General features: G+C 62.0%; 25 protein-coding genes. 2 read left to right on the top strand and 23 right to left on the bottom strand.

The genetic code is table 11. From position 1 onward, the window contains the following. Positions 1–15: 15 nt before the first annotated feature. Genes PSPA7_RS30960 through PSPA7_RS11630 form a run of 3 tightly spaced genes read right to left on the bottom strand, consistent with a single transcriptional unit; the run spans position 16 to position 4,525 of the window. Positions 16–681 carry a hypothetical protein gene (locus tag PSPA7_RS30960; RefSeq protein ID WP_071536557.1) on the bottom strand — a complete coding sequence of 222 codons (666 nt, stop codon included), beginning with the start codon at positions 679–681 and terminating at the stop codon, positions 16–18. After that, the gene (locus PSPA7_RS11635) at positions 678–962 is read right to left on the bottom strand and encodes a hypothetical protein (protein ID WP_004349473.1); all 285 of its coding nucleotides are present in this window, start codon (positions 960–962) and stop codon (positions 678–680) included. Before PSPA7_RS11635 ends, PSPA7_RS30960 begins: the two co-directional genes overlap by 4 nt. Next, positions 959–4,525 carry a TipJ family phage tail tip protein gene (locus PSPA7_RS11630; RefSeq protein WP_012075348.1) on the bottom strand — a complete coding sequence of 1,189 codons (3,567 nt, stop codon included), beginning with the start codon at positions 4,523–4,525 and terminating at the stop codon, positions 959–961. Before PSPA7_RS11630 ends, PSPA7_RS11635 begins: the two co-directional genes overlap by 4 nt. Positions 4,526–4,649: 124 nt before the next feature. Here PSPA7_RS11630 and PSPA7_RS31995 point away from each other — a divergent pair, with 124 nt between their 5' ends. Beyond that, positions 4,650–5,174 (top strand): hypothetical protein, encoded by a 525-nt coding sequence (locus tag PSPA7_RS31995; protein ID WP_138009452.1) that lies wholly within the window; start codon positions 4,650–4,652, stop codon positions 5,172–5,174. On the opposite strand, the gene PSPA7_RS11625 is transcribed toward PSPA7_RS31995, so the two are convergent. The 4 genes from PSPA7_RS11625 to PSPA7_RS30955 form a co-directional block, all read right to left on the bottom strand. Next, entirely contained in the window at positions 5,171–5,782 is a 612-nt protein-coding gene (locus PSPA7_RS11625; protein WP_041025324.1) for a tail assembly protein, read from the bottom strand. The two genes, PSPA7_RS31995 and PSPA7_RS11625, sit on opposite strands and share 4 nt — an antisense overlap. 50 nt (positions 5,783–5,832) lie before the next feature. Beyond that, on the bottom strand, positions 5,833–6,237 hold the full coding sequence (locus tag PSPA7_RS31990; RefSeq protein ID WP_071536558.1) for a hypothetical protein: 405 nt from the start codon (positions 6,235–6,237) through the stop codon (positions 5,833–5,835). Between the two features lie 147 nt (positions 6,238–6,384). Beyond that, positions 6,385–7,332 carry a phage antirepressor N-terminal domain-containing protein gene (locus PSPA7_RS30440; RefSeq protein WP_012075346.1) on the bottom strand — a complete coding sequence of 316 codons (948 nt, stop codon included), beginning with the start codon at positions 7,330–7,332 and terminating at the stop codon, positions 6,385–6,387. Then, entirely contained in the window at positions 7,325–7,471 is a 147-nt protein-coding gene (locus PSPA7_RS30955; RefSeq protein ID WP_012075345.1) for a ribbon-helix-helix domain-containing protein, read from the bottom strand. The genes PSPA7_RS30440 and PSPA7_RS30955 overlap by 8 nt, the downstream gene beginning before the upstream one ends. Positions 7,472–7,567: 96 nt before the next feature. On the opposite strand from PSPA7_RS30955, the gene PSPA7_RS11610 reads away from it, so the two are divergent. After that, positions 7,568–7,882, top strand: a complete 315-nt coding sequence (locus tag PSPA7_RS11610; protein ID WP_041025323.1) for an Arc family DNA-binding protein — start codon at positions 7,568–7,570, stop codon at positions 7,880–7,882. Between the two features lie 403 nt (positions 7,883–8,285). Here the strand turns inward: PSPA7_RS11610 and PSPA7_RS11605 are convergent, their stop codons facing one another. From PSPA7_RS11605 to PSPA7_RS11530, 16 genes are all read right to left on the bottom strand, one after another. Beyond that, positions 8,286–9,080, bottom strand: a complete 795-nt coding sequence (locus PSPA7_RS11605; protein WP_012075342.1) for a C40 family peptidase — start codon at positions 9,078–9,080, stop codon at positions 8,286–8,288. Between the two features lie 2 nt (positions 9,081–9,082). Further along, a complete protein-coding gene (locus tag PSPA7_RS11600; RefSeq protein WP_012075341.1) occupies positions 9,083–9,832 on the bottom strand; it encodes a phage minor tail protein L in 750 nt (249 codons plus the stop codon). Continuing rightward, entirely contained in the window at positions 9,829–10,167 is a 339-nt protein-coding gene (locus PSPA7_RS11595; protein WP_012075340.1) for a phage tail protein, read from the bottom strand. The genes PSPA7_RS11600 and PSPA7_RS11595 overlap by 4 nt, the downstream gene beginning before the upstream one ends. Before the next feature lie 5 nt (positions 10,168–10,172). Further along, complete coding sequence (locus PSPA7_RS11590) at positions 10,173–13,364, bottom strand: phage tail tape measure protein (protein ID WP_012075339.1); 3,192 nt, start codon at positions 13,362–13,364, stop codon at positions 10,173–10,175. Beyond that, a complete protein-coding gene (locus PSPA7_RS11585; protein ID WP_012075338.1) occupies positions 13,361–13,624 on the bottom strand; it encodes a DUF1799 domain-containing protein in 264 nt (87 codons plus the stop codon). The genes PSPA7_RS11590 and PSPA7_RS11585 overlap by 4 nt, the downstream gene beginning before the upstream one ends. Before the next feature lie 62 nt (positions 13,625–13,686). Next, a complete protein-coding gene (locus tag PSPA7_RS11580) occupies positions 13,687–14,067 on the bottom strand; it encodes a phage tail assembly chaperone (RefSeq protein WP_003103406.1) in 381 nt (126 codons plus the stop codon). Between the two features lie 9 nt (positions 14,068–14,076). Next, entirely contained in the window at positions 14,077–14,730 is a 654-nt protein-coding gene (locus PSPA7_RS11575) for a phage tail protein (protein ID WP_012075337.1), read from the bottom strand. 67 nt (positions 14,731–14,797) lie between these two features. Next, a complete protein-coding gene (locus PSPA7_RS11570; RefSeq protein WP_012075336.1) occupies positions 14,798–15,208 on the bottom strand; it encodes a phage tail terminator-like protein in 411 nt (136 codons plus the stop codon). Further along, on the bottom strand, positions 15,205–15,879 hold the full coding sequence (locus PSPA7_RS11565; protein ID WP_012075335.1) for a hypothetical protein: 675 nt from the start codon (positions 15,877–15,879) through the stop codon (positions 15,205–15,207). The genes PSPA7_RS11570 and PSPA7_RS11565 overlap by 4 nt, the downstream gene beginning before the upstream one ends. Positions 15,880–15,882: 3 nt before the next feature. Further along, positions 15,883–16,272, bottom strand: coding sequence for a hypothetical protein (locus PSPA7_RS11560; RefSeq protein ID WP_041025322.1), 390 nt, complete (start codon positions 16,270–16,272; stop codon positions 15,883–15,885). After that, positions 16,272–16,736 carry a DnaT-like ssDNA-binding protein gene (locus tag PSPA7_RS11555; RefSeq protein ID WP_012075333.1) on the bottom strand — a complete coding sequence of 155 codons (465 nt, stop codon included), beginning with the start codon at positions 16,734–16,736 and terminating at the stop codon, positions 16,272–16,274. The genes PSPA7_RS11560 and PSPA7_RS11555 overlap by 1 nt, the downstream gene beginning before the upstream one ends. Next, on the bottom strand, positions 16,720–17,205 hold the full coding sequence (locus tag PSPA7_RS11550; RefSeq protein ID WP_012075332.1) for a hypothetical protein: 486 nt from the start codon (positions 17,203–17,205) through the stop codon (positions 16,720–16,722). Before PSPA7_RS11550 ends, PSPA7_RS11555 begins: the two co-directional genes overlap by 17 nt. 40 nt (positions 17,206–17,245) lie before the next feature. Then, positions 17,246–18,217, bottom strand: coding sequence for a major capsid protein (locus PSPA7_RS11545; protein WP_012075331.1), 972 nt, complete (start codon positions 18,215–18,217; stop codon positions 17,246–17,248). Between the two features lie 9 nt (positions 18,218–18,226). After that, on the bottom strand, positions 18,227–18,970 hold the full coding sequence (locus PSPA7_RS11540) for a DUF6651 domain-containing protein (RefSeq protein ID WP_003103389.1): 744 nt from the start codon (positions 18,968–18,970) through the stop codon (positions 18,227–18,229). A gap of 128 nt (positions 18,971–19,098) precedes the next feature. Next, complete coding sequence (locus PSPA7_RS11535; RefSeq protein ID WP_012075329.1) at positions 19,099–20,178, bottom strand: putative phage head morphogenesis protein; 1,080 nt, start codon at positions 20,176–20,178, stop codon at positions 19,099–19,101. Continuing rightward, positions 20,175–21,530 (bottom strand): DUF4055 domain-containing protein, encoded by a 1,356-nt coding sequence (locus PSPA7_RS11530; protein WP_003451684.1) that lies wholly within the window; start codon positions 21,528–21,530, stop codon positions 20,175–20,177. Before PSPA7_RS11530 ends, PSPA7_RS11535 begins: the two co-directional genes overlap by 4 nt. Positions 21,531–21,532 lie beyond the last annotated feature (2 nt).

Below are 21,532 nucleotides of genomic sequence, written 5' to 3'. Positions count from 1 at the left end.
GTCCTCCAGATATATTTACGCCACTACAATAAGCGGCCAATTGAATTGCTGATTAGTTTCCGACCGAACAATTGATGAAACAAATATCAAGCTCATTGAGTTCTCAAGAAAACCTATGCGCGGTGCTTCTAACGTTATGAATGCTTTGACATTGAAATGGCTGACTTGGAAGTAGGCCTCAACTCCATATGTGAACGGCAGATACCACGTTTGTAGTGCCATCCCGCCTGGCCAGTTCGGGTTGTACGAATACTTATTCCAAACCTGTGCGCCACCGACATAGCGAACGATGTCCCGGTTACTGTCGAACATCACACGCGACTGGGAGTCGAAAACCTGCATTCCCCACCCACCGGTTTTCGGCAACATGACCGCGCCAGCTTTCCACTTTCCGCCGTAGATTGGAGGGCCCACGTCCAGATAGATCGTCTGCCAGAATGCAAATCCAGTCCAGTTCCCCGGGGCGCCGATATGTCTGAACAAATAGATTTGATGCGGACCATTTGGGCGCACGAAGACATACGGCTCATACGGGGACTGTATTGGAGAGGCATATTGAATAACAGTTTCTCTGCCGGTCGTATGTCCATAAGCTCCCGACGCAGCGAAGTGAATACATGGATTACTGTCGTCGATTATTGTTTGCCCAGTATCCCCGCGAATTAATACTCCGTAGCTCATGAGAACATCACCGCATGCAGTACATAGGTTGTTCCGGATGAACCGTTCCAGTGGAACGTCACCACGTTTCCGGAAATTGTGTATAGGGGCACTTCACCGAATGCGTTTCCGCTCGCAATGATGAACACAACACCGCGCGCAGGATCGAAACCCGGCACCGTCACCGTCATCCCATTGGTGATGGCGCCGAGCGACTGCCGGTAAACCGTGCGCGCCGATTGGCCGGTGAGCTCCATCAGGATGGAACCGGCCGCATTTCTCAGGCGGATGCCGTAACTCATACGTCGAGATTCCCGATCTGTACCCGCAGCACAAGATTCGCGTCGTAGACCTTGGTGGCCTCCGCTGTCTGCCTCATGAAACCACCGGACGTAGCGCTGTTCATCGTCAAGCTCCCCGCTTTATCCAGCTTCCACAGCGGCTCGCCGTTGGCACCGAGGGCGGTCGACTGAATCACGTTGCCGATCTTCGCGTTGGTGATCGAGCCGTCCTGGATCATCGCGTTGTTGATGAACATCTGGCCGCCGACGATCGAGACCGGCGCCACGGTCTGCCCGCTGGAACTGTTGAACCAGAGGAACCGATCAGCCTGGAACGCCATGGTCGTCACGCTGGTACCGCTGTCGAAGCCCAGTTGCCAGCCAGCGGCGTACTTCTGGCCGTTGGCATGCGCCTGGAGCTTCACGCTGTAGAGCGCCTGAACGTTCCCATCCAGGGAGGCCACTGCCTGGGACGTCGTCTGGATTGCCGCACTGTTACTACCCACCTCCGCTGACAGTTGGTCGATGCGCTGGGCAGTGGCTTGTCTGTCGCTAGCGGTCACCTGCTCAACGGTGGTAATGCGCCCTTCTGCAGTTGCCGTCCTGGCCTCCAACAGGCTCGTCCGCTTCGCCTGCGCTTCGTCCTCGTTCGCCCGCACGGTGACTTCGGTGGCGGCTCGAGCAATGGTGTCCCAGCCCTTCAGCGCATCGGCCTTCTCTCCGGTCGCCGGCTCCCGGCGGGCAGCAACCTGCAGAACATCTAGGCTCGAAGCAGCCGCCTCGACCTTACCGTCGAGCTCGGTGATATCCGCGGTGTTGGTGGCCACCTGCTGGGCCAAGCCGTTGGCCGTCTCGATCGACTGTCCGATGTCGGCCCAGTAGGTCGCGTTCGGCGGCGAGGCGTTGAGCGGCACCGCCTGCTTCGCTTGATACAGCCGGTTGCCGACCCGCACGACATCGTTCTTCGCGTAGGGCTTCGTCGGGTCGTAGGCCAGCACATCGGTCAGATTGTCGATCTGGTCCTGCAGGCCAGTGATATCGACCTGCATCTGATCGATGTCGGCGAAGAACTGCTCGCCCAGCGCGGACTCGACGTACTCCCTGGTGATCAGCTCGTTGTACTCGCTCGCATCCGTCGAGCTTATGCCGTCGACCCAGGCCGACCAGGGGCCGACATTGCCGGTCCGGTCGATCAGCCGCCCGCGGAAGGCCAGGCGAGTGCCGGCCGCCAGCGAGGTCAGCGTGTGGGTGTCGGTCGGGTACGCAAACAAGCCCAGGGCAGTTGCGTTCTGGTCGCTGCCGCCCGGGGTGACCGACTGCTGGATCTCGGTGTAGGCGGTGTCCGCTGCGCCACTGGCCGGGAATCCCCATTCCAGGCCGATCTTCCACGGTCCGCTGGTGGTACGCAGGAACGCCAGCGTCGGCGGCGCGCCGGTCTTACCGCTGAGCTGGGTCAGGATCGAACTCTTCCAGACCGACGTGATGTCGAACGCCGACACCGCGCGCACCCGCGCCAGATAGCCACCAGCGTAGATGCCGGTCACATCGACGCTGGTGGTGCCGGCACGCGGCAGGCGGATCCAGTTGCCGCTGTCCTTCTTCCACTCCACGTCGTAGGCGACAGCCCCTTCCACGGGGGGCCAGGCGATGGTCATCGTGCTTACCGCCAACCCCTGATCGAACTGGTAGTGCGAGGTCAGCGTGACGCTCGCCGGCGGAGGCACCGTGGTGATCGGGATGACGCTGATCGGGCGGCTCTCCAACTTAGCGCCAGTGTCGATCGCTGAGAACTTCCCAGGCTCGTACTGCAGAGCGGTGATCTCGAAGACACCCCGCTCCGGCTGGCTGACTTTCATCACACGGTAGAGCGGCACCGCCAGGTCGGCGGCATCGAGGGTCCAGACCAGTTCCGGTAGCGGGGTCTCGCTGTAGGCTGTCGTCACGGTCACCGCGCGCCCGGCGACCGTCTGCACGGTTCGCGCCTCAGCCTTACCACTGGGCAGGTTCAGGAACAGCCGGTCGCCAGCTTTCACCTGGGTGTCACGATCCAAGGTGATCGCTCGGCCAGCAACCGCAGAGATCCTCCCGCCGATCTCCCGTCCAGCCAACAGCGCATCAGCCACCGGAATCACCCATCCCGGCAGCGGTATCGCTCCATCCATCCCGGTACGGAACGTTACCGTGCGATCCTGGCTGTTGGTCAGGATCGCCCATTTTCCGCGCCGCTGGGCCTCACTCTCGCGGGTGCAGCCAATGGCTGCCACCTCGACCGGGTTGTCGCCGTAACGCCGCTGCAGGCGCTTATCGGTGGCCACAGCCACGTCGGTGTCGTAGTTGTTCGCCGGATTGTCGTAGCTGACCAAGGCACGGCTGTAGCGAGTGCGCTCACTGGCCGAACCGTAGCTGAAGCGGCCGTCGATGACATTGGCCCGGGTGTAGGCGAAATCGACGTCGGTGGCGCGCGGAATATCCGCCTGGATCTTCAATTGGCCCTGGGCCCAGTACGCCATGCCGCGGTAGATAGCGGTGAGGTCGCGCAGCAGCTCCCAGGCCCCGGCGCGGCTTTGCAGGTTCAGGTTGCAGGTGTGTCGCGGCTCCTGGCCACCCTTCCCATCCGGCACCAACTGGTCGCAGTACTGGGAAATCCGGTACATCTCCCAGCGATCGACCATCCAGGCCTTGATGCGTTTACCCACACCGAAACGATCGTTGGTCACGATGTCGTAGGTGTGCCAGACCGGGTTGTCGGTCCAGGCCTGTTTCATCGTGCCGTCCCAGATGCCGAGGTAGGCCCGACTCTCTGGATCGTAATTGCTCGGCACTTGAACCTTCCGCCCGCGGCAGTCGACTGTGACAGCCGGGATGTTGCTGAACTGCTCTGCGCTGAACTCGACGTACAGCAGCGCAGTGTTCGGGTAGCGCAGCTTCGCGTCGATCACCTCGGTGTAGCCGGCGATCAGCATGGTGTCGGCGATACGGTTGTTGTTCTGGTTCGGCGTCAGGCGCCGCACGCGCAACTGCCAGCCACTAGTGGCCACCGGCAGGTCGATCCGGCGGGAGCGCTCGTAGCGGGTGGTGGTCTTGCCATCGACGGCCTCGCGCAGCACCTCCTGATAGGCGCCTCCGTCGGTGGCCAGATCTACGGCGTATTCGATCCGGTAGCCGCCGATGTTGCCGTTGGTGTCCTGCTGCTGGAGCGCCGGCCAGGCGAAGCGCAGACGCACTGCGGAAAGCTGGGTATTGCTCAGCGAGCGCACCCAGGGCGTATCGCTGCGCAACTCGACATTGACGCTGGTTTCGTTCTCAACGGCAGGGATGCCCGGGATGTAGTCCTGGTCCACCGCTCCCGCGCGCCACTCCCACTTAACGTTCGGGAAGTTCAGGTTACCGCTCGGGTCCATCAGCGGGGTGTTGTCGAGGTAGATGTCGCGCTCGCTCGGAACGCCGGCGAACTCGCCCTCGCCCACGGCGAGCAGGATCTTGGCCATCGCGACCGAGCGCAGGCTGTCGGGTGCCTCGACCGGCTGTTTCGGCTTGCTACTGCCGCCCTTGCGGCCGGCTAGGTGCTGGTGAACTGCGCCCATGCTTTCCTCCGGGCATGAAATAGCTCGCACATAAGCGGGCTATCTAAAGTGCTAGTAGAAATTCACTTAGCGGGTTTATCTATATAAATTGGAAATTCAACTTCACTTTCAAGGAATGAAAATCATGAGCAACCAAGAGAAGGCCTCACGATCACACTGGATTGAGTGGTGCGCCCTGATCACTTCAATAACTGCCGTAACCCTAAGCGCATATCAAGCCTATACACTTAAGGAACACAACTACATAAGCGTCGAACCAAGGGTAAACTCATACCTATCCCTTAAAGATGATTACAAAATGATAATATTCAATAACGGACTAGGGCCAGCATATATAGACAAAGTAACATTCTACGAGAATGGCAAGGAAATAGATGGAAACATTCTACACGCACTAGCTAAACAAGGAGTGCCCCCATACTGCGCAATTGCCGGAATGCCTCGCCCCAACGACTCACTAAAAACAGGGGAGGAAATCATCCTTGTAGATATCCACGACAACAAAGAGTGCACGACCTCAAGGCTTATATTCGCAACATTACAGCCGCCAAACACAAGTTTCGACTATCAAATAGACTTCAGATCTATATATGGCAAAAAATTCTCTTACAGATATTCTCTAAACAAGCAAGAAAACATTCCTAATTAAATTTTGTCTTCCGAATAAATCGACGCCGAAATAATCGCCCCGCCCCAGCGGCGCTTCCCATAGCAGATCGGCACCGGGTTCCCGCTGGCGGTAGTGTTTCTGGCGCTGCCGAAGGCGTAGCTGGGCTGGTTCTCAGGCGCCGCGCTCTGCTTCAGGCCCTGGGCCTGGGGGCTGAGCATTTGGATGACGCCGCCGATCGCCATCGCCACACCGGCGGTCCCCATCGCCCCAGTCAGACCACCAGCAGCGGCAAACCCACCAGGGCCGGCCATGATGGTCGCCGCTACGATAAGGGCAACGCCCACAATCGACTGCACCAACCCGCCACGTTTCCGGCCATGCATGACCGGAGCAATGCGAATTTCCTCGGCGCCCCCGAACTGCAGCTCATCTTGGGAAATGTTCCGTTTCCCGCGGAATACCGCGAACTCCATGCCTCGCAGGTGGGCATTGGCGAGGAAGCGCTCGAGGCCAGGAATCTGCACACACAAGGCCTTGATCGCTTCCGCAGTCGACCCGACGAGCATACGGTACTCCCGGCCGAACTGCCGGAGCGCGCCGTAGAGTTTGATGGTGGTCATCGGAGTGTGGTGCGCTGCGGCGGTCATGCGTTTCTCCAGGTAATAAAAAACCGCCCGGAGGCGGTTTATGCGATTATTCATTCCTTCCGTATGAAGGATGATCGACCGTACTTCGCCTCATAATCAGCAGCCAGTTTCTGGCATACCGACTTAGCGAAACGCCTAGCCGACATGTCTAAAAGTCGATCATCAACATCTTTCCAGCACAAATCGATAGCTACTCGAGCCCTATCCTTATCCCTGGACTCAGGGGTCTCTGTGCTTTCTAGAATTGCACCAAGAACTAGGAGAAGCACCAGAGCGCCTATTGGTATTAACACTAAACAGACCAGTAATTTCTTTGCAGCCCCCACAGTGGGCTTTTGAAGATTTTGCGGCAGCCCTACTTCCTCATTAAGTGCTTCGCCACAGTACCTGCACTTAATCGCTTCAGCCTTGATTACTTCAGCGCAGAAGGGGCATTTCTTTTCGTCGGCATCCATACGACTCTCCACAATATAATTGTGGCGGAGGATACCAAATAGCCAGCATCAAAACCCAGGGCTCATTCGGCAGAAACAGAGAGGGCGCCTGAAGGCGCTCTCTCCATGCCGTTTACGGCCCATACCCTAGGATGAGCAGTTCCATGCTCATGCCGAAGCCCGCGTCGGCCAGTTCAGTTGCTTGGCACAGTACTTCCTCACGTGCGCTGCGGAACCCAGCCCTTCCCACAGAAAGCCCGCCAACTCGACGCCAGCATTACAACCGAGCCCGCTGAGATGAGTGGCCAGGCGACGGCTCTCAACGATCTTCCAGCACTTCTCCACGCAGTCGACCAGAAACGCAATGTTCGACCACGAGCAGGTGTCGACGGCCGACGCGACTCTATCCTTCGGCAGCCACTCGCCTTCCAAGGCGTAGGCGGCGATGAAGTTCCGCGCACTGTCGAGCTGGTCGGCCGGAATATCCTCGGCGGTCACGACGCTGAATGCCTTGTGCACCTGGCTCCAGAGGTGGTTCTTGGCACCTCGGCGAATCGCCGACGGCAGGCGCCGCACCTTGCCATCGACGACGGCAGCCAGGCAGTGGAAGCCATCGGTTCCGATTGTGGTGGCGAGTACGCTGGCCGCGGTCCGGTCATCACGCCGAACAGCGGCTCCCTCGTTCCAGTAGGCCCAGAGCACGTCGTCGCACTCGTTCTGGTAGGCGATGATGCCCTCGCGCAGCGCCGGGCGGACCTTGTTCGGGTGGATCGACATCAGCCAGCCGGTGAGCTTGCGGAGCGGGAGGCAGGTCATTTCACGCTGCTTCCCGTCTTGGGCAACTATCACCATTTCGGTGATGGTTGAGGCGAACCGCCCTGCCATCAGCTTGCGGTGCTGGCTCTGCCAGGCCAGCCCCATGCCCTCCACCACCGGCTTCATCGGCACGAAGGGCTCCCCTGCATTGCCCACCAGCAGGAGTTCCTTCTGGCGGAACGGGATGACCTGAGCGGTCGTTGTGCTATGATCGTGCATGACGTTGTTTTCCTCGTAGATTTCGACGTTTCCCCGAAGCCCTGGGTGTTGCAGCACCTGGGGCTTCTTCATTTCAGGCATTTGCCTGTCCTCGCTTTACCAGCTTCAGCACTTCAACAAGCTGCCCATTCATCGAGCGACTCTGCTCCTTCGCCTGTTGCTTCAGCCACTCCATCAGGTCTCGCGGGATTCGCACCTGGGTGCGCATGATCTCTTCCATTTGGCTCTCCAGTAGGTTGCACGCAGTGACTACACGATGTAACGATAACATCGTGTGTCTATGTGTCAACAAAAAAAGTGGTTACAGTGTGTAGCTATGAAAGACGACGACCTGATCCGCAACATAAATCCATTCGGACTCCGTATGCAGCCAGCCCTCCGGGCGAAGGTTGAGGAAGCCGCCAGCCAGAATCACCGATCTCTCAATGCGGAGATCGTTGCTCGCCTCGAGTCTAGCTTTGACTTGGATAGCAACATCGATCGACCAGTTCGTGGTGTCTCCATATCGGAAGACGGTACCGAGCGAACCTTTTTTGCCGGTCCGTCCCCGAAAGAGCTGTTCAAAATCATTCACGAACTAGCCGAAGAAGTTCGCCTATTGAGAGAGGGGCGCGAGAAGGACGGTAAGTAACAGATTTACCTCCTTGCAGACCTGCCTCCAAGGCTCCCTACAGCCGCGACTGGTCTATCAACCCAGCGCAACTCCGATGGCTGCTATGATGGATGCAATAGCTACGCCTGTGGCTAGGATGAGTGCGGCGTTGGCCAGGCGCTTACCAACGATTCCGGCATCAGTTGCGTTCATTTTTCCATCTACCTTGACCCGATGCTTGGGTCTATAATTGAACAATGTTCTGCTCCTTGTCCTTCCCAAGGGGTGGAAACAAAAACCCCCGAAGCCGGCCAGCTCTCGGGGGTTTTGCTTTTTTGGCCGGTGAAGAAAGTCTGACCAGTTGGTTTTTCGATTGCCGCAAGAAATACCCGGTAGGTGCCCGGAGTATTTTTTTTCCGTCACCAAAGAAATGCCGGGAGGTCTACCGTGGATTTTCCGGTTGACTTTGCCGACGTGCGTCGTTCAGCGATTCTCGGTGCCGCAGCACCAGTCGCATCCGATCGAGCCACGGCCCGCCGAAGACGATGATTTCTGAGGGTTTCCCATACAGGTGGTGCATCAGGAACGGCCCGGCGCCGAAGTGCTGCGCATCCTCGCCAGGTAGTGATGGGTCGTCCGCCAGGTAGATCCCGGCGTGGTTCGGGTGCGCGGTGCGCCCCACCGCCATCACGATCATGTCGCCGCGCTGCGGCCGGTCCACCCGGATGAAGCCGGCCCCCTCGAACCGCTGCTCGTAGAGGCTTGGACCGTCTGCCCGCTCCCACCAGCCATCGGCACGCTCGAAGTGCGGGAACTCGATGCCCCACACCCTCTGGTACCAGTCCGAGCAGACCTGCCAGCAGTCCTGCACCCCATGCACGAATGCGCGCCCGAGCAGCGGCACCTGATCGACGGGCTCGATGGTACGCAGGTCGCCCTCCGGCCAGCTCAGGATGTGCCATGTCAGGCCCGAGGCGTTGCACATCGCGACATCTGCGGCACTCGGTCGGCTGGTGGCATCGGGGTGGCTGTGCACCACGGCGACGATCTCTCCCTGATCCTCTGCCTCTGCATACGCCTCCGGTGCGATGCGGAACTCCTCACCGGCGTCGGAAGCGGTGTTTTCGCAGGGAACGTATCGCTGGCTCCGGCCAGAACGGATGATCAGTCCGCAGCACTCGCGCGGATACTCTGCCGCAGCATGCTTCTGCACGGCAGACAGGATGTGCTTGAGCATGGTCAGCTCCTGGCGATGATCGAGACGGCAGGGAAGCCGCCGAAGGGCAGTTGGTTGCCTTCACCGAAGCGCGGGATGCAACCGGTGCCCAGGCAGCCATCACACTCGTCCCGGGCTGGATCATCGGTGGGGTTGCCGTCGATGTCGAAGTACGGGCCGGTGTAGCCGCAGTCGGGTCCGCGATACCCGCCCGTCATCGCCCAATGGCACAGGGTGGTCATCTGCCGGCCGACCTGCTCGCCGCCAACGTCGCCTGGCGAGGCCAGTTCCCAAGCCACGTACTGGCCGTCCTCGTTGGTTTTCTGGTCCAAGTACCAGATCTCGACGATCTCCTGGGAGGGATCAGCGTCGGAATTGCCGCCAGGGAAGTTCGCCGCGTCCAGATACTTCGCCAGCGTCGTCCGGATGGTGAGGCGGAACTGGAGCAGGTCCTCGAACGCCAGGCAGAGCGCCGTAATCCGGCCATTGACGTTGCCGGCGGTGAAGCTCGGCCGCGCCGCAGTACCATCGCTGTTGGCCTCGATGCCCTCGATCTGTACCGGCCAGGCCGCGTATTCGTGGCCCTGCCACCAGATCGATTTCGCCGGCAACTGGTCGGCGTTGGCGCCGGCGGCGGTCAGTTCCTGCGGACTGTGCGGGATAGCGTGACCGTGGAACCGGACCACGTCGGCGCCGAAGTTGCTGCCGTCGAGCTCGAACAGCACGACCTCGCCGCCCGGCTCCAGCTTCTGGATATCGGTGATCAGTGTCATGGATGGAATGCCTGTTCAAAGGTCGCGGTCAGCCGGTAGACCCGGCCGCCGAGGTTGACGGGCCGGTAGCCCGCACAGGTGTAGAAGCCCAGGCCGCCCAAGGGCGGCGTCCAGAGAAATGCACGCGCTCCGGTGTGGCGGTCCAGGAAGTCCATCACGGCCTTGATGGTCGCCGCCGGCCCGGTGATGGACACCGGCCAGCTCTGGGACTTGCTGTTCAGACCTTCGCTCACCAACTGCTTGTAGCCGTCACCGAATTGCGCGGACCTGGTGGCGAAGGTTATGTCGCCCTCGCCACCGCTCTCGGTGGCCCAAGTGAAGGTTTCGATTGCCATGTGCTCTACCCGTTGATGGCGCGGCCGATCGCACCGTCACGCCGCAGATCACGCGCCAGGAGTTGTCGGTATTTCTGCTCGACGAACGTCCCGATGTCGCGACCGAACTGGTCCAGGCCAGGCTGGCTGCTGGAGACGTTGGCTGAACCATCCGAGGCAATGTTCACCTCGACGTTGATCTGCGAGCTACCACCGCCCATAGCGCGCACACCGAGGGCGCCGGACGAAGTTCTGGTCAGCGGCATTACTGCCTCTGGCCCCGCTTCGCCCATCACACCCAGGCGGCCGCCGCTCATGCCGAACGCAGTAGGCGTGCTGACCACGCTGTTGGTGAAGGCCCCGCCAGTGGCGAACATCTGCACGCCGCCGGCGAACGCACCACCGTTGGCGAACAGCCCGCTGTTGCTCACCAGGTTGTCGACACCCGACTGCGCGGCAGCGTTTCCACCGCCGAAGAAGCCGCCGAAGAGGGACGAAAGGGCCTGCGAGGCAGCGGCGCGCGTTGCAATCCGCGCCATGTCCGCCAGGATGCTCTTGGCGAAGTCGGAGAACGACAACTTGCCGGTCGTGGCGAAGGTAGCGACTGCATCCTCCATAGCGCGGAACGCGTTGGTGAACAGATCATGCGTCTGCCCAGCAACATTCCTGGCGCTTTCGAGATAGTCGTTCCAGGCTCCGCTCGCTCCGTTGCTCCAGTCTGACTGGGCTGCGGTCATCTGGTCGTAGTTGCTGACCACGGTGTCTCGCAGGTCCTGATGCGCCTTTCTGAGCGCAGCCAGACGTTTCTCGTACTCCTCGTCCGACATTTGCCGACTGGGATCGGAGCGCTGGTTCTCCAGGTCCATCAGTTGCTGGTTGTAGCGGTCGTCGAGACTGTTCAACTGCTCGAAGCGGGACCGCTCTCGTCCGCCCATACTGACTCCGGCCGCAGCGCGCTCGCCCTCCAGGCGCAACGCATCGACCTGCGCCTGCAGCGCCTGCGTATAGCGCTGCACTGACTGCTCCTGTCGCCGTAGCCGCCCCTGCTCGCTGAGTTCGATCTGGTTGAGCTGTGAATCGGCGTCCTGCTGCGCCTTGACCAGCGCCGTCCTGGCGTCGGCGATCTTCTGGTCGAGTTGGATTCGCTGAGCAGCCGAGGTTCCTTGCTTCGCCCTGGCAGCCTCCAGCGCTGCGATTTCACGCTCGTAGGCATGGGTGACCTCATCCCGCTCCTGCTGGATGATCGAGATGCGCTGCTGCGCGTAACTTTCCGCGCTGATCACGCCTGCGCGCTGGGATGCCTCCAATTCCTTTTGCGCATTACGGTAGGTCGCGGTGATCTCGGCCAAGCTGTTCTTCGCGGCGTTGGCCGCGCGTAGATCCACCGAACCGGCGGAGCCCTTCTGGTCCTTGTACTTGGCGTTGATGTTGGCGATCTCGCGATCGATGGTCGCCTGCTGCAGGCGGTCATCGTTCGGGTTCACCTCGCGGATCGCCTGTAGATCCTTCTTGTACTGCTCCAACTCCTTGGCGCGCTTCTGCTGGTTGGTCAGCGCCGCCCTGGAACGAGCGTCGATCCGGTCAATAGCATTCTGGGCGGCCTGTTCAGCCCGAGCGCGCTCGCCGGCGGTTCTGGCATCGTCCTCCATCGCCTTCTTCCGCTCGCGGAGCATGTCGAGCTCTTCGCGCAGGCGGTTCCGGCTCTCGTCGCGGTTGCCGACCAGGCCGAAACCACCTTGATCGAACTGGGCAAGGCGCCGCTCCACGTCGGCGATCTGGGAGTCGATGTCCTGGCGACCAATGCTCTTGGCATCATCCCATGCGCGCTTCGCAGCACGTGCGACTCCATCCCAAGCACGCTCAATCCAACCCAGGTTCTCCAGAATCTTCGGGGTCCGCTGGTTGATTGCGTCAGCGTAGGCCTCGGTCGCCAGCTTCACCGCGCCGGCGTGATCCCCCTGCTCCTCCAGCGCCTTGATCTGCGAGTAGACGGATGCGGTGAGGTAGTTGTACTGCTCGTTCAGGGCCTTCGAGGCCTTCACAGGGTCCTCTCCCAGCCTCACGAACTCGGCGACGGTATCCCCCACCGCGCGGCCAGTCGCCTCTTCCATCGACAGCGCGGCCTGAGTGATGGCAACGAAGCTTTCGCTGGCCAAGTCTCCCTTGCCCGCCAGGGTGGCCAGCACTTCGGCAGCAGCTCCGGTCGTGCCAACCGTATTGCTGACTTGGCGCGCCATTTCGCCCAGTCCAGAGGCACTGGTACCAGCGTAGTTGCCGGTCATGATCAGCGCCTTGTTGTATTCGCCCTGTTCCTTGCTTCCCAGGTACGCCGCCGCAGTCACACCACCGATCGCCGCTGCCAGCAGCCCAATCGGGGCCAGGACGCCGATAACACCGCGAGCGGCGCCGCCGGCGTTCACACCGATCTCGGCGATGTTGTGGGCGGCGACCCGCCAGTTACCGGTGGAGAGGGCGTTACCCAACTGCAGCACGTTCTCGCGCGCTTCCTTGCTGGTCAGCCCGAGCTTGTTGATCGCGCCGCCGGTCCCTTCGATGTCCCGCCGCTTCGCCGCGATCTTCTCCAGGCCGGCGGCCAATCCGGCGTCATCCAGCCCGCCGGCGGCGCGCAGCCCACGCAACGCGGCTTCCTGCTTCTCAAGCCTGGCCAACGCGGCGGTCACCGGATCGATGCTGTTGACCGTGCGTTGCATCGCTTCGATCTGACGGTTCTGCGCCGCGACCAGGCGCTGCTTCTCGGCGGCCTCCTTGGTTTCCGCCTTCTGCAACCGGTCATAGGCCGCACCCAGGCGATCCTGATACTGCGCTTCGTCCTGCAGCGTGGTCAGGCCGGCCTTGCGCGCCCGCTCGAGCAAGCTCTCGGCGCGAATCAGATCATCGATGTTGGCGACGTTTCCGGAGAGCGCCCGTTCCAACTGGCTGATAATGGATATCTCGCCAGCGGCGCTGTCGTATACCTTCCGGCTGGCAGCAGCCTGGCGTTCACGCGCACCGGCCGCCTTGTCGACACTGCGCGCAGCATCCTCCTCCGCGCGCGAAACTCCCTTGGTGGCCTGCTCGAGGCCCTTGCTGGCGTCGGACAGGTTGTCGATCGCCTGTTCGGCCTGATCGGCGGAGTCGACCAGCTTGTCGAGGTCCTCGACCGCCTTGGCGGCCGGGCTCGAATCGACCTTGATGCCCAGTTCGGCGAAGTTGCTCATCCCGACTCCCTCTGCTCGCGGAAGGTCCGCAGAGCGGCGTCTTCCATTACCCGGATATCTGCGAACACCGCGGCTTGCTCACCAGCGGCTACGCCGCACATCTGCATCACCACCGGCAAAGCGGTGTAGTCCAGGCCCGTTGCGCCACACATGCCAGCCCGCCACTGGGTACTCATCGCCTCGAAGACGATGAAGGCCGTCCAGTTGCAGGGCCAGAGTTCCATCTGCTCGTCGCTTTCGTCGAAGTCATCCGGCGACAATCCGAACCGCGCCAGCTCCTGGGCGCTGGCTGCAGGCCGATAGAGTTCTTGTGCGGCGCGCTTCAGTTTCCCAAGCGCCCTCTGCTGTAGGCGCTCTGGTAAGCCTCGAGGATGGCCTCGGGCACGCTGACCAGGGAGGACACCAGCAGCCGGACGTTGGCCTCGGTGAACGCCTCGTCGAACCCCCACCCGGCCACAACGGCTTGTACCTGCTCGACCTGGAGGTCGATCTGAGCCGTGGTGAACGCTTCCAGAGACTGCTCGCGAGTCTCCTCGACCAGGCGCTCGAACCGCTCTCCCCAACTGCTGTAGAGGTCGGCCAGCGCTTCACGATCCAGGTACTTGAAGGTGAATGGCACCTTGATGGACTCCCCGCCGAGGCGGGGAATCTCCACACTGGATTCGAAGGTGGGCGCCTGCGCGATGCTGAACTTCTTCGCCATGACAGTTCCTTAGGGGGCCGGGTTGTAGCGAACCGGACGGCCATCGAGAGCGATGGTCAGGGTCCGGGTCATGATTTCGTTGACGTTCAGGGTCGGGGTGTCGCTGACCGAGACGTAGCCGTTGTAGAAAACCTCCGATCCGTTGCGCAGCGTCAGGCGGATCACCTGCAGCGCCTTACTCTGGTCCGCCGCCTCAATCACCGCCCACTGCGGCAAGTTGGGGTCGTCGGCGATCGGCATCGAGAACGACTGCGCGTTGCGGAAGGTAGGCAACTGGCGCTGGTCATCGTCCTCGAGGTACTGGTACTGGACGAACTGCTGCTCGCCGCCGGAGGTGGTCGGGTTCATCACCTGCTGGATCTGCTGCCAGGTGAGGACCTTCTTCGCCGAACCGATGCCGCCACCGGCCGGGTAGCGGATCACATCCGTGGTATCGATATTGCCCAGGGAGAAGGTGTCCTCGGTGGAAGCTGCGACCTTGACGGCTCGGCCGTTCAGGCCGGTCCAGCCGGACACCAGCGACACGACGTCACCGACCAGCAGGCCGTGAGCATCTGCGGTAGCAACCGCTGGCTTGGCGTTGGAGACAGCGGTAACCGGAATAGCCGGGCCGTAGGTGGCAGCAATGGCCAGCAGCGCGCCGTTGGGGAGGCTTGCGGACATGGAGTTTTCCTCGTGTGGAAATGAAAAAACCCGCTCATGGCGGGTGCTGGTGTGCCCATGCGGGCGATCAGAAGATGTCGGCGCGATAGCCGATGGAGACTGGCTTGGTATCGGCGATGTCCCCCGATATCCAGGGTCCCGGCGCTGGGGGGCTCACCACCTGCACAGAGAAACCGGGGCGGGACAACTCGCTGTAGAGAGGGAACTGCTGACCCAACCCGGCGATGATGTCTGCGGCAACGCCGGTGCCCTGCCCACCAGGGACCACGATGCTGATCTGGAACACACCGGTGAAGCCCCGGTGGTAGCCGCCCAAGTCGCTACTGGTAGTGCCAGCGGGCAGCGTGAAGCAGCGCAGATAGATGGCACCCGGCGTCGGTTCGAACGTCACATTCGGGTACGCGACCGGGATACCCTTGGCCTTCGCCCAGACGTCCAGGCGAGCCTCGAACAGTTGCTGAATGATCTCGTGACTCATACCTGGTTCGCCCTGACGGCGGCCTCCACAATCTGCTGGAATTCAGCGATGGTCACCCGGACCATGCCAGCCGGCGCCTGGCTGGAGTGCCCGTACTCGAGCGGTACCGCATACGGCAGGTTGTTCACCAGATAGGCGGTATCACCGAGCTTCAGCGGCTGGACCCCAGCGGTCACTGCAGAAATTGCCTTGCTGCCAGTCGGGTCGATGTCATCAATCTCCCCCGGTGCGGCCGTGCCAATGCTGAACTGCCAGTTGGCCCGAAAGCGTCCGCCAACATACCCGCGCCCGGCCACCATCCCGTTGACATCGAAGTTCTGGTCACGCTCCGCCTTGGTCAGCGGCTTTGCGTGCTTCACGCCTCGACGCAGATTCCCGTTCCTGGTGAAGTTGCTCGGATTCAGGTTGATCAGGGTGTTGCGAATCGCGACGCTCTCGTCGTAGCGGTCCGCCGCGGCGCTCGCCCTCTGGCGGTAAGCGACGTTCGCGGCCCACCGCTCCGGGTCACCGACTGGAGATTTCTCGATCACCTTGACCGACAGGTCCAACATGATCCGCTGGTAGATCGCATCGCCGGCAGCCAAGGCTTGGTCGCGGAACTGCGCCACCGCTGCAGCGAAGCTGCCCTGGCGCCCCGAGTAGCGTTGACGCATGCGAGAGCCACGGGCCATACGCTACCTCCTCGCCTGCGCGACGATGCCGATGTCCAGGCCGGCATAATTCCAGGCTTTCGCAGTCACCACCTTGAAGGCCTCGCCGTCGAACTCGATACGGTCGCCGTTCCTCGGCGCCGGCATGTCCTGCCCCCCGAGTTGCACTGGAGACATGATGATCTCGACATCACCCTGTTGGATCAGCGAGCCGTCGATAACCCGCACATCGTAGTCCTGGCGCATGCCGGAACCATCGAAGCGGCGCTCGATGGTTGGACTTCCACCGGTAGCCGGGTCGTATTCGCCCTGCTCGAACTTGGTCAGGCGTAGCTCAAGCCCCTTACCGCCCTTACTCCGCGGTGCCAGCATACGAATGGCCATCGTCCGGGAACGGTCGTAGATATCAGCCATCAGCTCATCCTCGACACCCTGACGTTGAACATGCCGCCGCCGACGGTCAGCGCCTCCAGAAGCCGATCCACTGCAACGTAGCGCGGCTGCCCCTGGTTCACCGGATCGGCGTAGACCGTGGTGAGGGGCCCCACTGTCTCGGATTTCACGGCGGAGGCCTGCTGTACCGTATCCAGCGGCCCGTCGAGCGCCAACAGGGCCAGTTCGCACGTTGCGGCCTGCAGCTTCCGGTTCGGCCAGGCCAGGCCGGTGCGTGGAAACTCCAACGGCTGGTCCGGGTCGACCTTCGAGCCTCGGAATTGATAGCTGCGGTCGATGTAGTCGGTCGCCCTGATTAGTGCCGAGGAGCGGCTGTCATGGGAGGCCGACGCCCAGGCAGCATTGCCGCGCTGAGCGTGATACTCGGTAGCCTGGTCGACGGAGACGTAGCTGTTGGCGCTGTCACCCTCAGTCACCACCGCCATTGGCTTTCTCCTCGGTCGCCTTCAGGAGCTCGCGCAGCGAATCGGGCGTGGCGCCTTCCGGCACCTCGACACCCAGTTCAACGAGACGCGCCAGCACCTGCTCGTCGTTCAACGGCGAGTGCTCCTGGGCCGCCTTCGCCTCGGCGAGCAGTTTCGCCAACGCAGCCTTGCCTGCACGCCCATCGAACGCAACGCCGAGGGTCTTCAGGTCAGCCTTGATTTCGTCGAGGGTTGGCTCGCCGTCCTGGCCGCCCGAAGCCTTCGCAGCACCGCTGGTTTGCAGTTCGATCAGGGCGTAGGCCGCCGAGTATGCCCGCGGCACCTCGCCGGCCACCGCATCGGCCTGTTCGAGGAAGTCACCCTGGCGATAGGCGAGCGGGTCCCGAATCGTCAGCCCATTGCGTTGGGCGTAGTCCATCTGGTCCGAGGTCGCCGGGCCAGCTACGAACCACAGAATCTTCTTGGTCATTGTCCACCTCATGAAAAGGGGCCTGGCGGCCCCTCTGCGGTTACTTGCTCAGCACGAGAACGCCGGCGGTGTCCTTGACGCTGGAGGCGGTGCGCTCCCAATTCGCCGCGGTGCCGATCGCGGTATCGTTCGGCGAAGCGCCGCCCGTACCGGTCTTCCAGGTGTAACCGAGCACGCCCAGGTTGTAGCTCCACTCGGCCTGGTAAACCGAACCCAGGTTCTCCTTGCCGGTAGTACGGTTCAGAACAGCGTCGAAGTCGTTGTTGCCGGTCACCAGCACCGAGCTCTGCACCAGGCCCAGCGAGCGGAACGAAGCCGGGTTGGCCTCGGGGTCGGCGCCAGCCGGCACGATCAGCGAGTCGGCGTCGGTCACCACGAACAGGCGGCCGAACGGGTCGCGCATCACGTTCACGCCGTCGTAGGTGAACAGGTTCTCGGCGTTCGCAAGAGCGTTGTCGTAGAGATCGCTGACCACGCTGGAGTGGAACACCCAGGCCGCGATGGCGTTGGCGCGGTCGCCGAACTTGAACGCCGCCTTGTTCAGGGTGCGGAAGGTTGCGGTCTCGGTAGCGCTGCCATGGGTCGCGTCGGTGTGACCACTGATCGCAGCCACCGCGCCGCGGATGGCGGTGTTCAGCATGTCCGCGACCCGTGCTTTACCCAGTTGCTCACCGATGGTCAGGGCCGCCAACGCCGGGTTCTGCAACACCCAGTTGTACTGGGCCGCCTCATACTCGATCGGTGGCGTGCCGGCGGCGACCTTCACCGCGGCGTTGAGCAACTGCGTCAGACGAGTCGCAGCCACGTCGCCGTTGCCGTAGACGTTGCGGCGGCGCACCAGATTGGCGATCAGCTTGAAGCTGGCCTTGATGTCGAAGTCGCCCTGCGCCGGCGCGTTCTGCAGGACGATGGTGCCGGCGGATGCCTGGTTGAATTTGTCGATCGCCTGGGCGACGGTTTCGGTCAGAGCCGTGTAGGTTTGCTTGTTGAATACAGCGAGATCGAAAGCCATGTGGCCTCCTTACTTGATCGTTTCGAGGTAGGCGACCTTCTCGGCCTCGGTCTTGCAGTCGGCGAGCGACTTGGCCGTGCTGCCGGAGGGCTTGCCGCCCGGGGGCGTTCCGCCGCCGGAGTGGCCAGAGCCCTTCAGGATCTGGTCGCGGTAGGGGTACTGGTCGACGAGAATCTCCAGCGCTTCATCGAAGTCGGCGGCCTCGCCGGGACGGGCCTTGCTGTACAGCTTGTTGCCGTGGGCGTCGTAGGCCACGACATTGCCGTCCTCGATTTTCAGGTGCTTACCGAACACGGACTGCACCATGTCGGCCGGAACAGCCAGGCGGTCTGCCACGAACTTCGAGCGGGAGAAGCTGCCGCCGATCTTCTCGGCGTAGAGCTGCTGCTCCAACTGCTCCGCGCGCGTGGTGGCCTCGGTCAGCTTGGTGTCGTAGGCCTTGCCGATTTCAGCCTTCACCTTCTCGATCTCACCGGCATCCACCAGCTTCTTCGCGTCGAGGTTGGCGACGGTTTCCAGGGCTTTACGCGCTGCGGCCGGGTCCTCGATGCCTTCGAAGTCTTTTGCGATCTTCTCGGCCTTCTCCGCCCGCTCGCGGTGCTGCTTGGCCTCTCCGTTCAAGCGAGTGATGGTGGCTCGGGTACCGACCGCATCGAACGCGATCTCCTTGCCGTCATCCTCCACGTAAACCGGCTTGCCATCCTGGACCTCGGCGTATTGCTTGCCATCGACTTCGACAGTCTTCAGTTTCATCTCGTCTTTCTCCGGCCATCCGGCCATTGCGATGGGCCATCCGGCCCGGAAGGCGCCCCGCTCCATCCGAAACGCAGGCATAAAAAAGCCCCGGACGTTGCCGGGGCCTACACGAATTGGTGATCAGATCAGTCGGGCGCGTACAGCGACTTGAGTTGGGCCAGGCTCAGCGGGTTGCCCCGCTGGTCCAACAGGTCGCTCAAGGTGATGACACCTCGGCGCCAGAGGTCGGCGCGGCCGGACCCCAGCTTCTCGTCCTGGAAGGCCTTCGACTTACCCTTGAGCCATGTCTCGAAGTTCAGACTGGCCGGCACCTGGCCGTCCATCGACGCCCGGGTGCTCTTCACCTCGTCGACGTCGATACCTAGCTCACGCATCGTCTTCAGCCAAGGCAGAGTGGTACTGCGACACCCCCAGTGCCGCGGGCAACCTTGCTTGTACGGCAACGAGTGCCCCACAGGCCTGAACTGCAGATCCCATGTCTTCTGGTCGTAGACCATGCAGATTTCCGTGGTGTGCGAGTCCAAGGTGCTGAGCTGGCGATACCCTTTCACCGGTCCATTCTCGCCAGAATTGGCCTTGTAGACCTCCATCCTGGCGCCATTGGCCACCGCTTGGGCGCTGTTGTGGACCAAGGTCCGAGCCGCGCGCTTGCTGACATCCATGAAGCCCTTCACCGGCGGTTGGTCGCCCCGAGCCCGGCGGCCGACGATCTGGGTGACCATCTGTTCCGTGGTCTCGCCGTTCACGAAGCCATTGCGCACCACACCAGCGAACCGGAACGACACATCCGCAGCCTGCTTGAGCCACCATTGTTTGGTCGGCGCACCCTCGATGAGCGTATTCGCAACCACGGCGCTGAGTCGGTTCTTGCCGACGCCGAGCATGATTGGCCGGCTCACCAGGCTGTTGACTGAGCTCGACGCGAAGCCTCCTTCGATGACCGCGAGTTGCCGCAGATTGGCATCATGCGCCGCAGCGATCTCGGTGTACTGCGCCTTGATTGCCTTGGCCGCCTCGTCGAGGATCGCGTTGACCTCCTTGACGTTCTTCAGCGGCAACCGGCGGCCCTGCAGCAGCGTCACCAACTCCTCGGCGAGTTCGGTAATTTTCTCCTCGACTTCCTTCGACATGCCCGCCGTGGTCCTGATCAGATCGATACCATGGTCGGTATACAGCTCCGCCAGCAGCACCTCCAAGCGAGTCATATCGCAGGCTCCTGGTTGCGGATCCGCTCCTGCTCCGACTCCCAGTCCAGGTCCTCGGCGAGCATGCCGCGCCGCTGGGCCTCATTGAACAGGGTTTGGTCTGACAACGAGCCGCCATCACGCATGCGCTGCAGCACACCCATGGTCTCGGCCGGAGCGTAATCCGGGTCGAGATTCGGCTGGAGCTGCACGGTGCCGCCCTCGGCGCGGTTGTTCAGTGCGAGGGAGAAGTACGATAAGAACAGCACCAGGCTGTCCTGCAGGCCCTGGCACATCATCGCCAGTTTGCTGGTCTCCTTCGCCGATTCCTCGCCAGACTGCTTCGCCGTCATGACCTGGGTAGACTTCTCCACCAGCTTCGCACCGGCCTGCCGCATCTCCTCTTGCAGTGAGTCAAGTTGTTCCCGCGCGGTCTTGATGGCGGCACCGGTGTGCTCGACGTACTTCATGTCGGCCTCCCGAGGCAACTTCACCGCGGAGCGCGCGCCGATGGCCAGCTCGTCGCCGGAGTCGACGCCAGTCATCACCAGGATCGGCACGCAGGCGACATCAACCAGACTGTCCAGGGAGGACTGGAGCCACCAGTGCTTTGCCACCAGGTGGGCGAGTTCGAGCAGTGGTGGCTTCGCCGTGAGGAACCCGGTACGCGCGGTGTAATACGGCACCAAGGGGATGAAGCCGAGCGTGTTCGGCGTGTCCGACACCATCTCCCACCCGTCCTTGCCCTCCTCGAACACTCGATGCCGGTGGGGCTCGATCACGCGGATCTGCTCAACGGACTCGTCGGTGAACTCGTCCACCTCCTCCACCCGGCACGTCCGGAAACGGAACTGGGTCAGGCTGTCGACACCAGCAACCTTGCCGGTCTTCCACCCCAGCACCTGGCCAGGCTCGATCAGCACCCCGTAGGGCCTGAAGCCGGCCTGTTGCTCGGCCTGTCGTGTGTTCGGCAGATCCTCTGGCCGTTGCGGTATCTCGACCAGGGCGAACTTCAGGCCATACTCCAGCCCGCCGCGGAACCAGTCCTGGGCGAACACCTGCAGATCACGTCCCTCCGTATCCACGTCGGTCAGCAGGTCGGCGATCTCCTGCGGCACGTCATCACCGATCACGACCGGCTTCGCAAACACCCGCCCCACCATGGCGCCGACCGTTTCCTCGAACGCGGGGTGCAGCGTCGCCAGCTTCAGCCGCGCTTCATAGTCCTCCCTCGTCTCGAGCTGCCGCTTGGGCAGATACGCCTCCCCCGCCTCGCGCATGGCCGAGGTGCCGCCCTTGATGCAATCGATCAGCTTCCAGTGCTCGCGCATCTCCTCGACAGCGGCGCAGCATTGGCAAACGGAATCGCTCATGG

Source organism: Pseudomonas paraeruginosa PA7 (assembly GCF_000017205.1).
In the GTDB taxonomy this organism is placed as follows: Bacteria; Pseudomonadota; Gammaproteobacteria; order Pseudomonadales; family Pseudomonadaceae; genus Pseudomonas; species Pseudomonas paraeruginosa.
The sequence above is the reverse complement of the archived record's forward strand: the minus strand, read 5'-3'. Positions and strand labels throughout refer to the sequence as shown.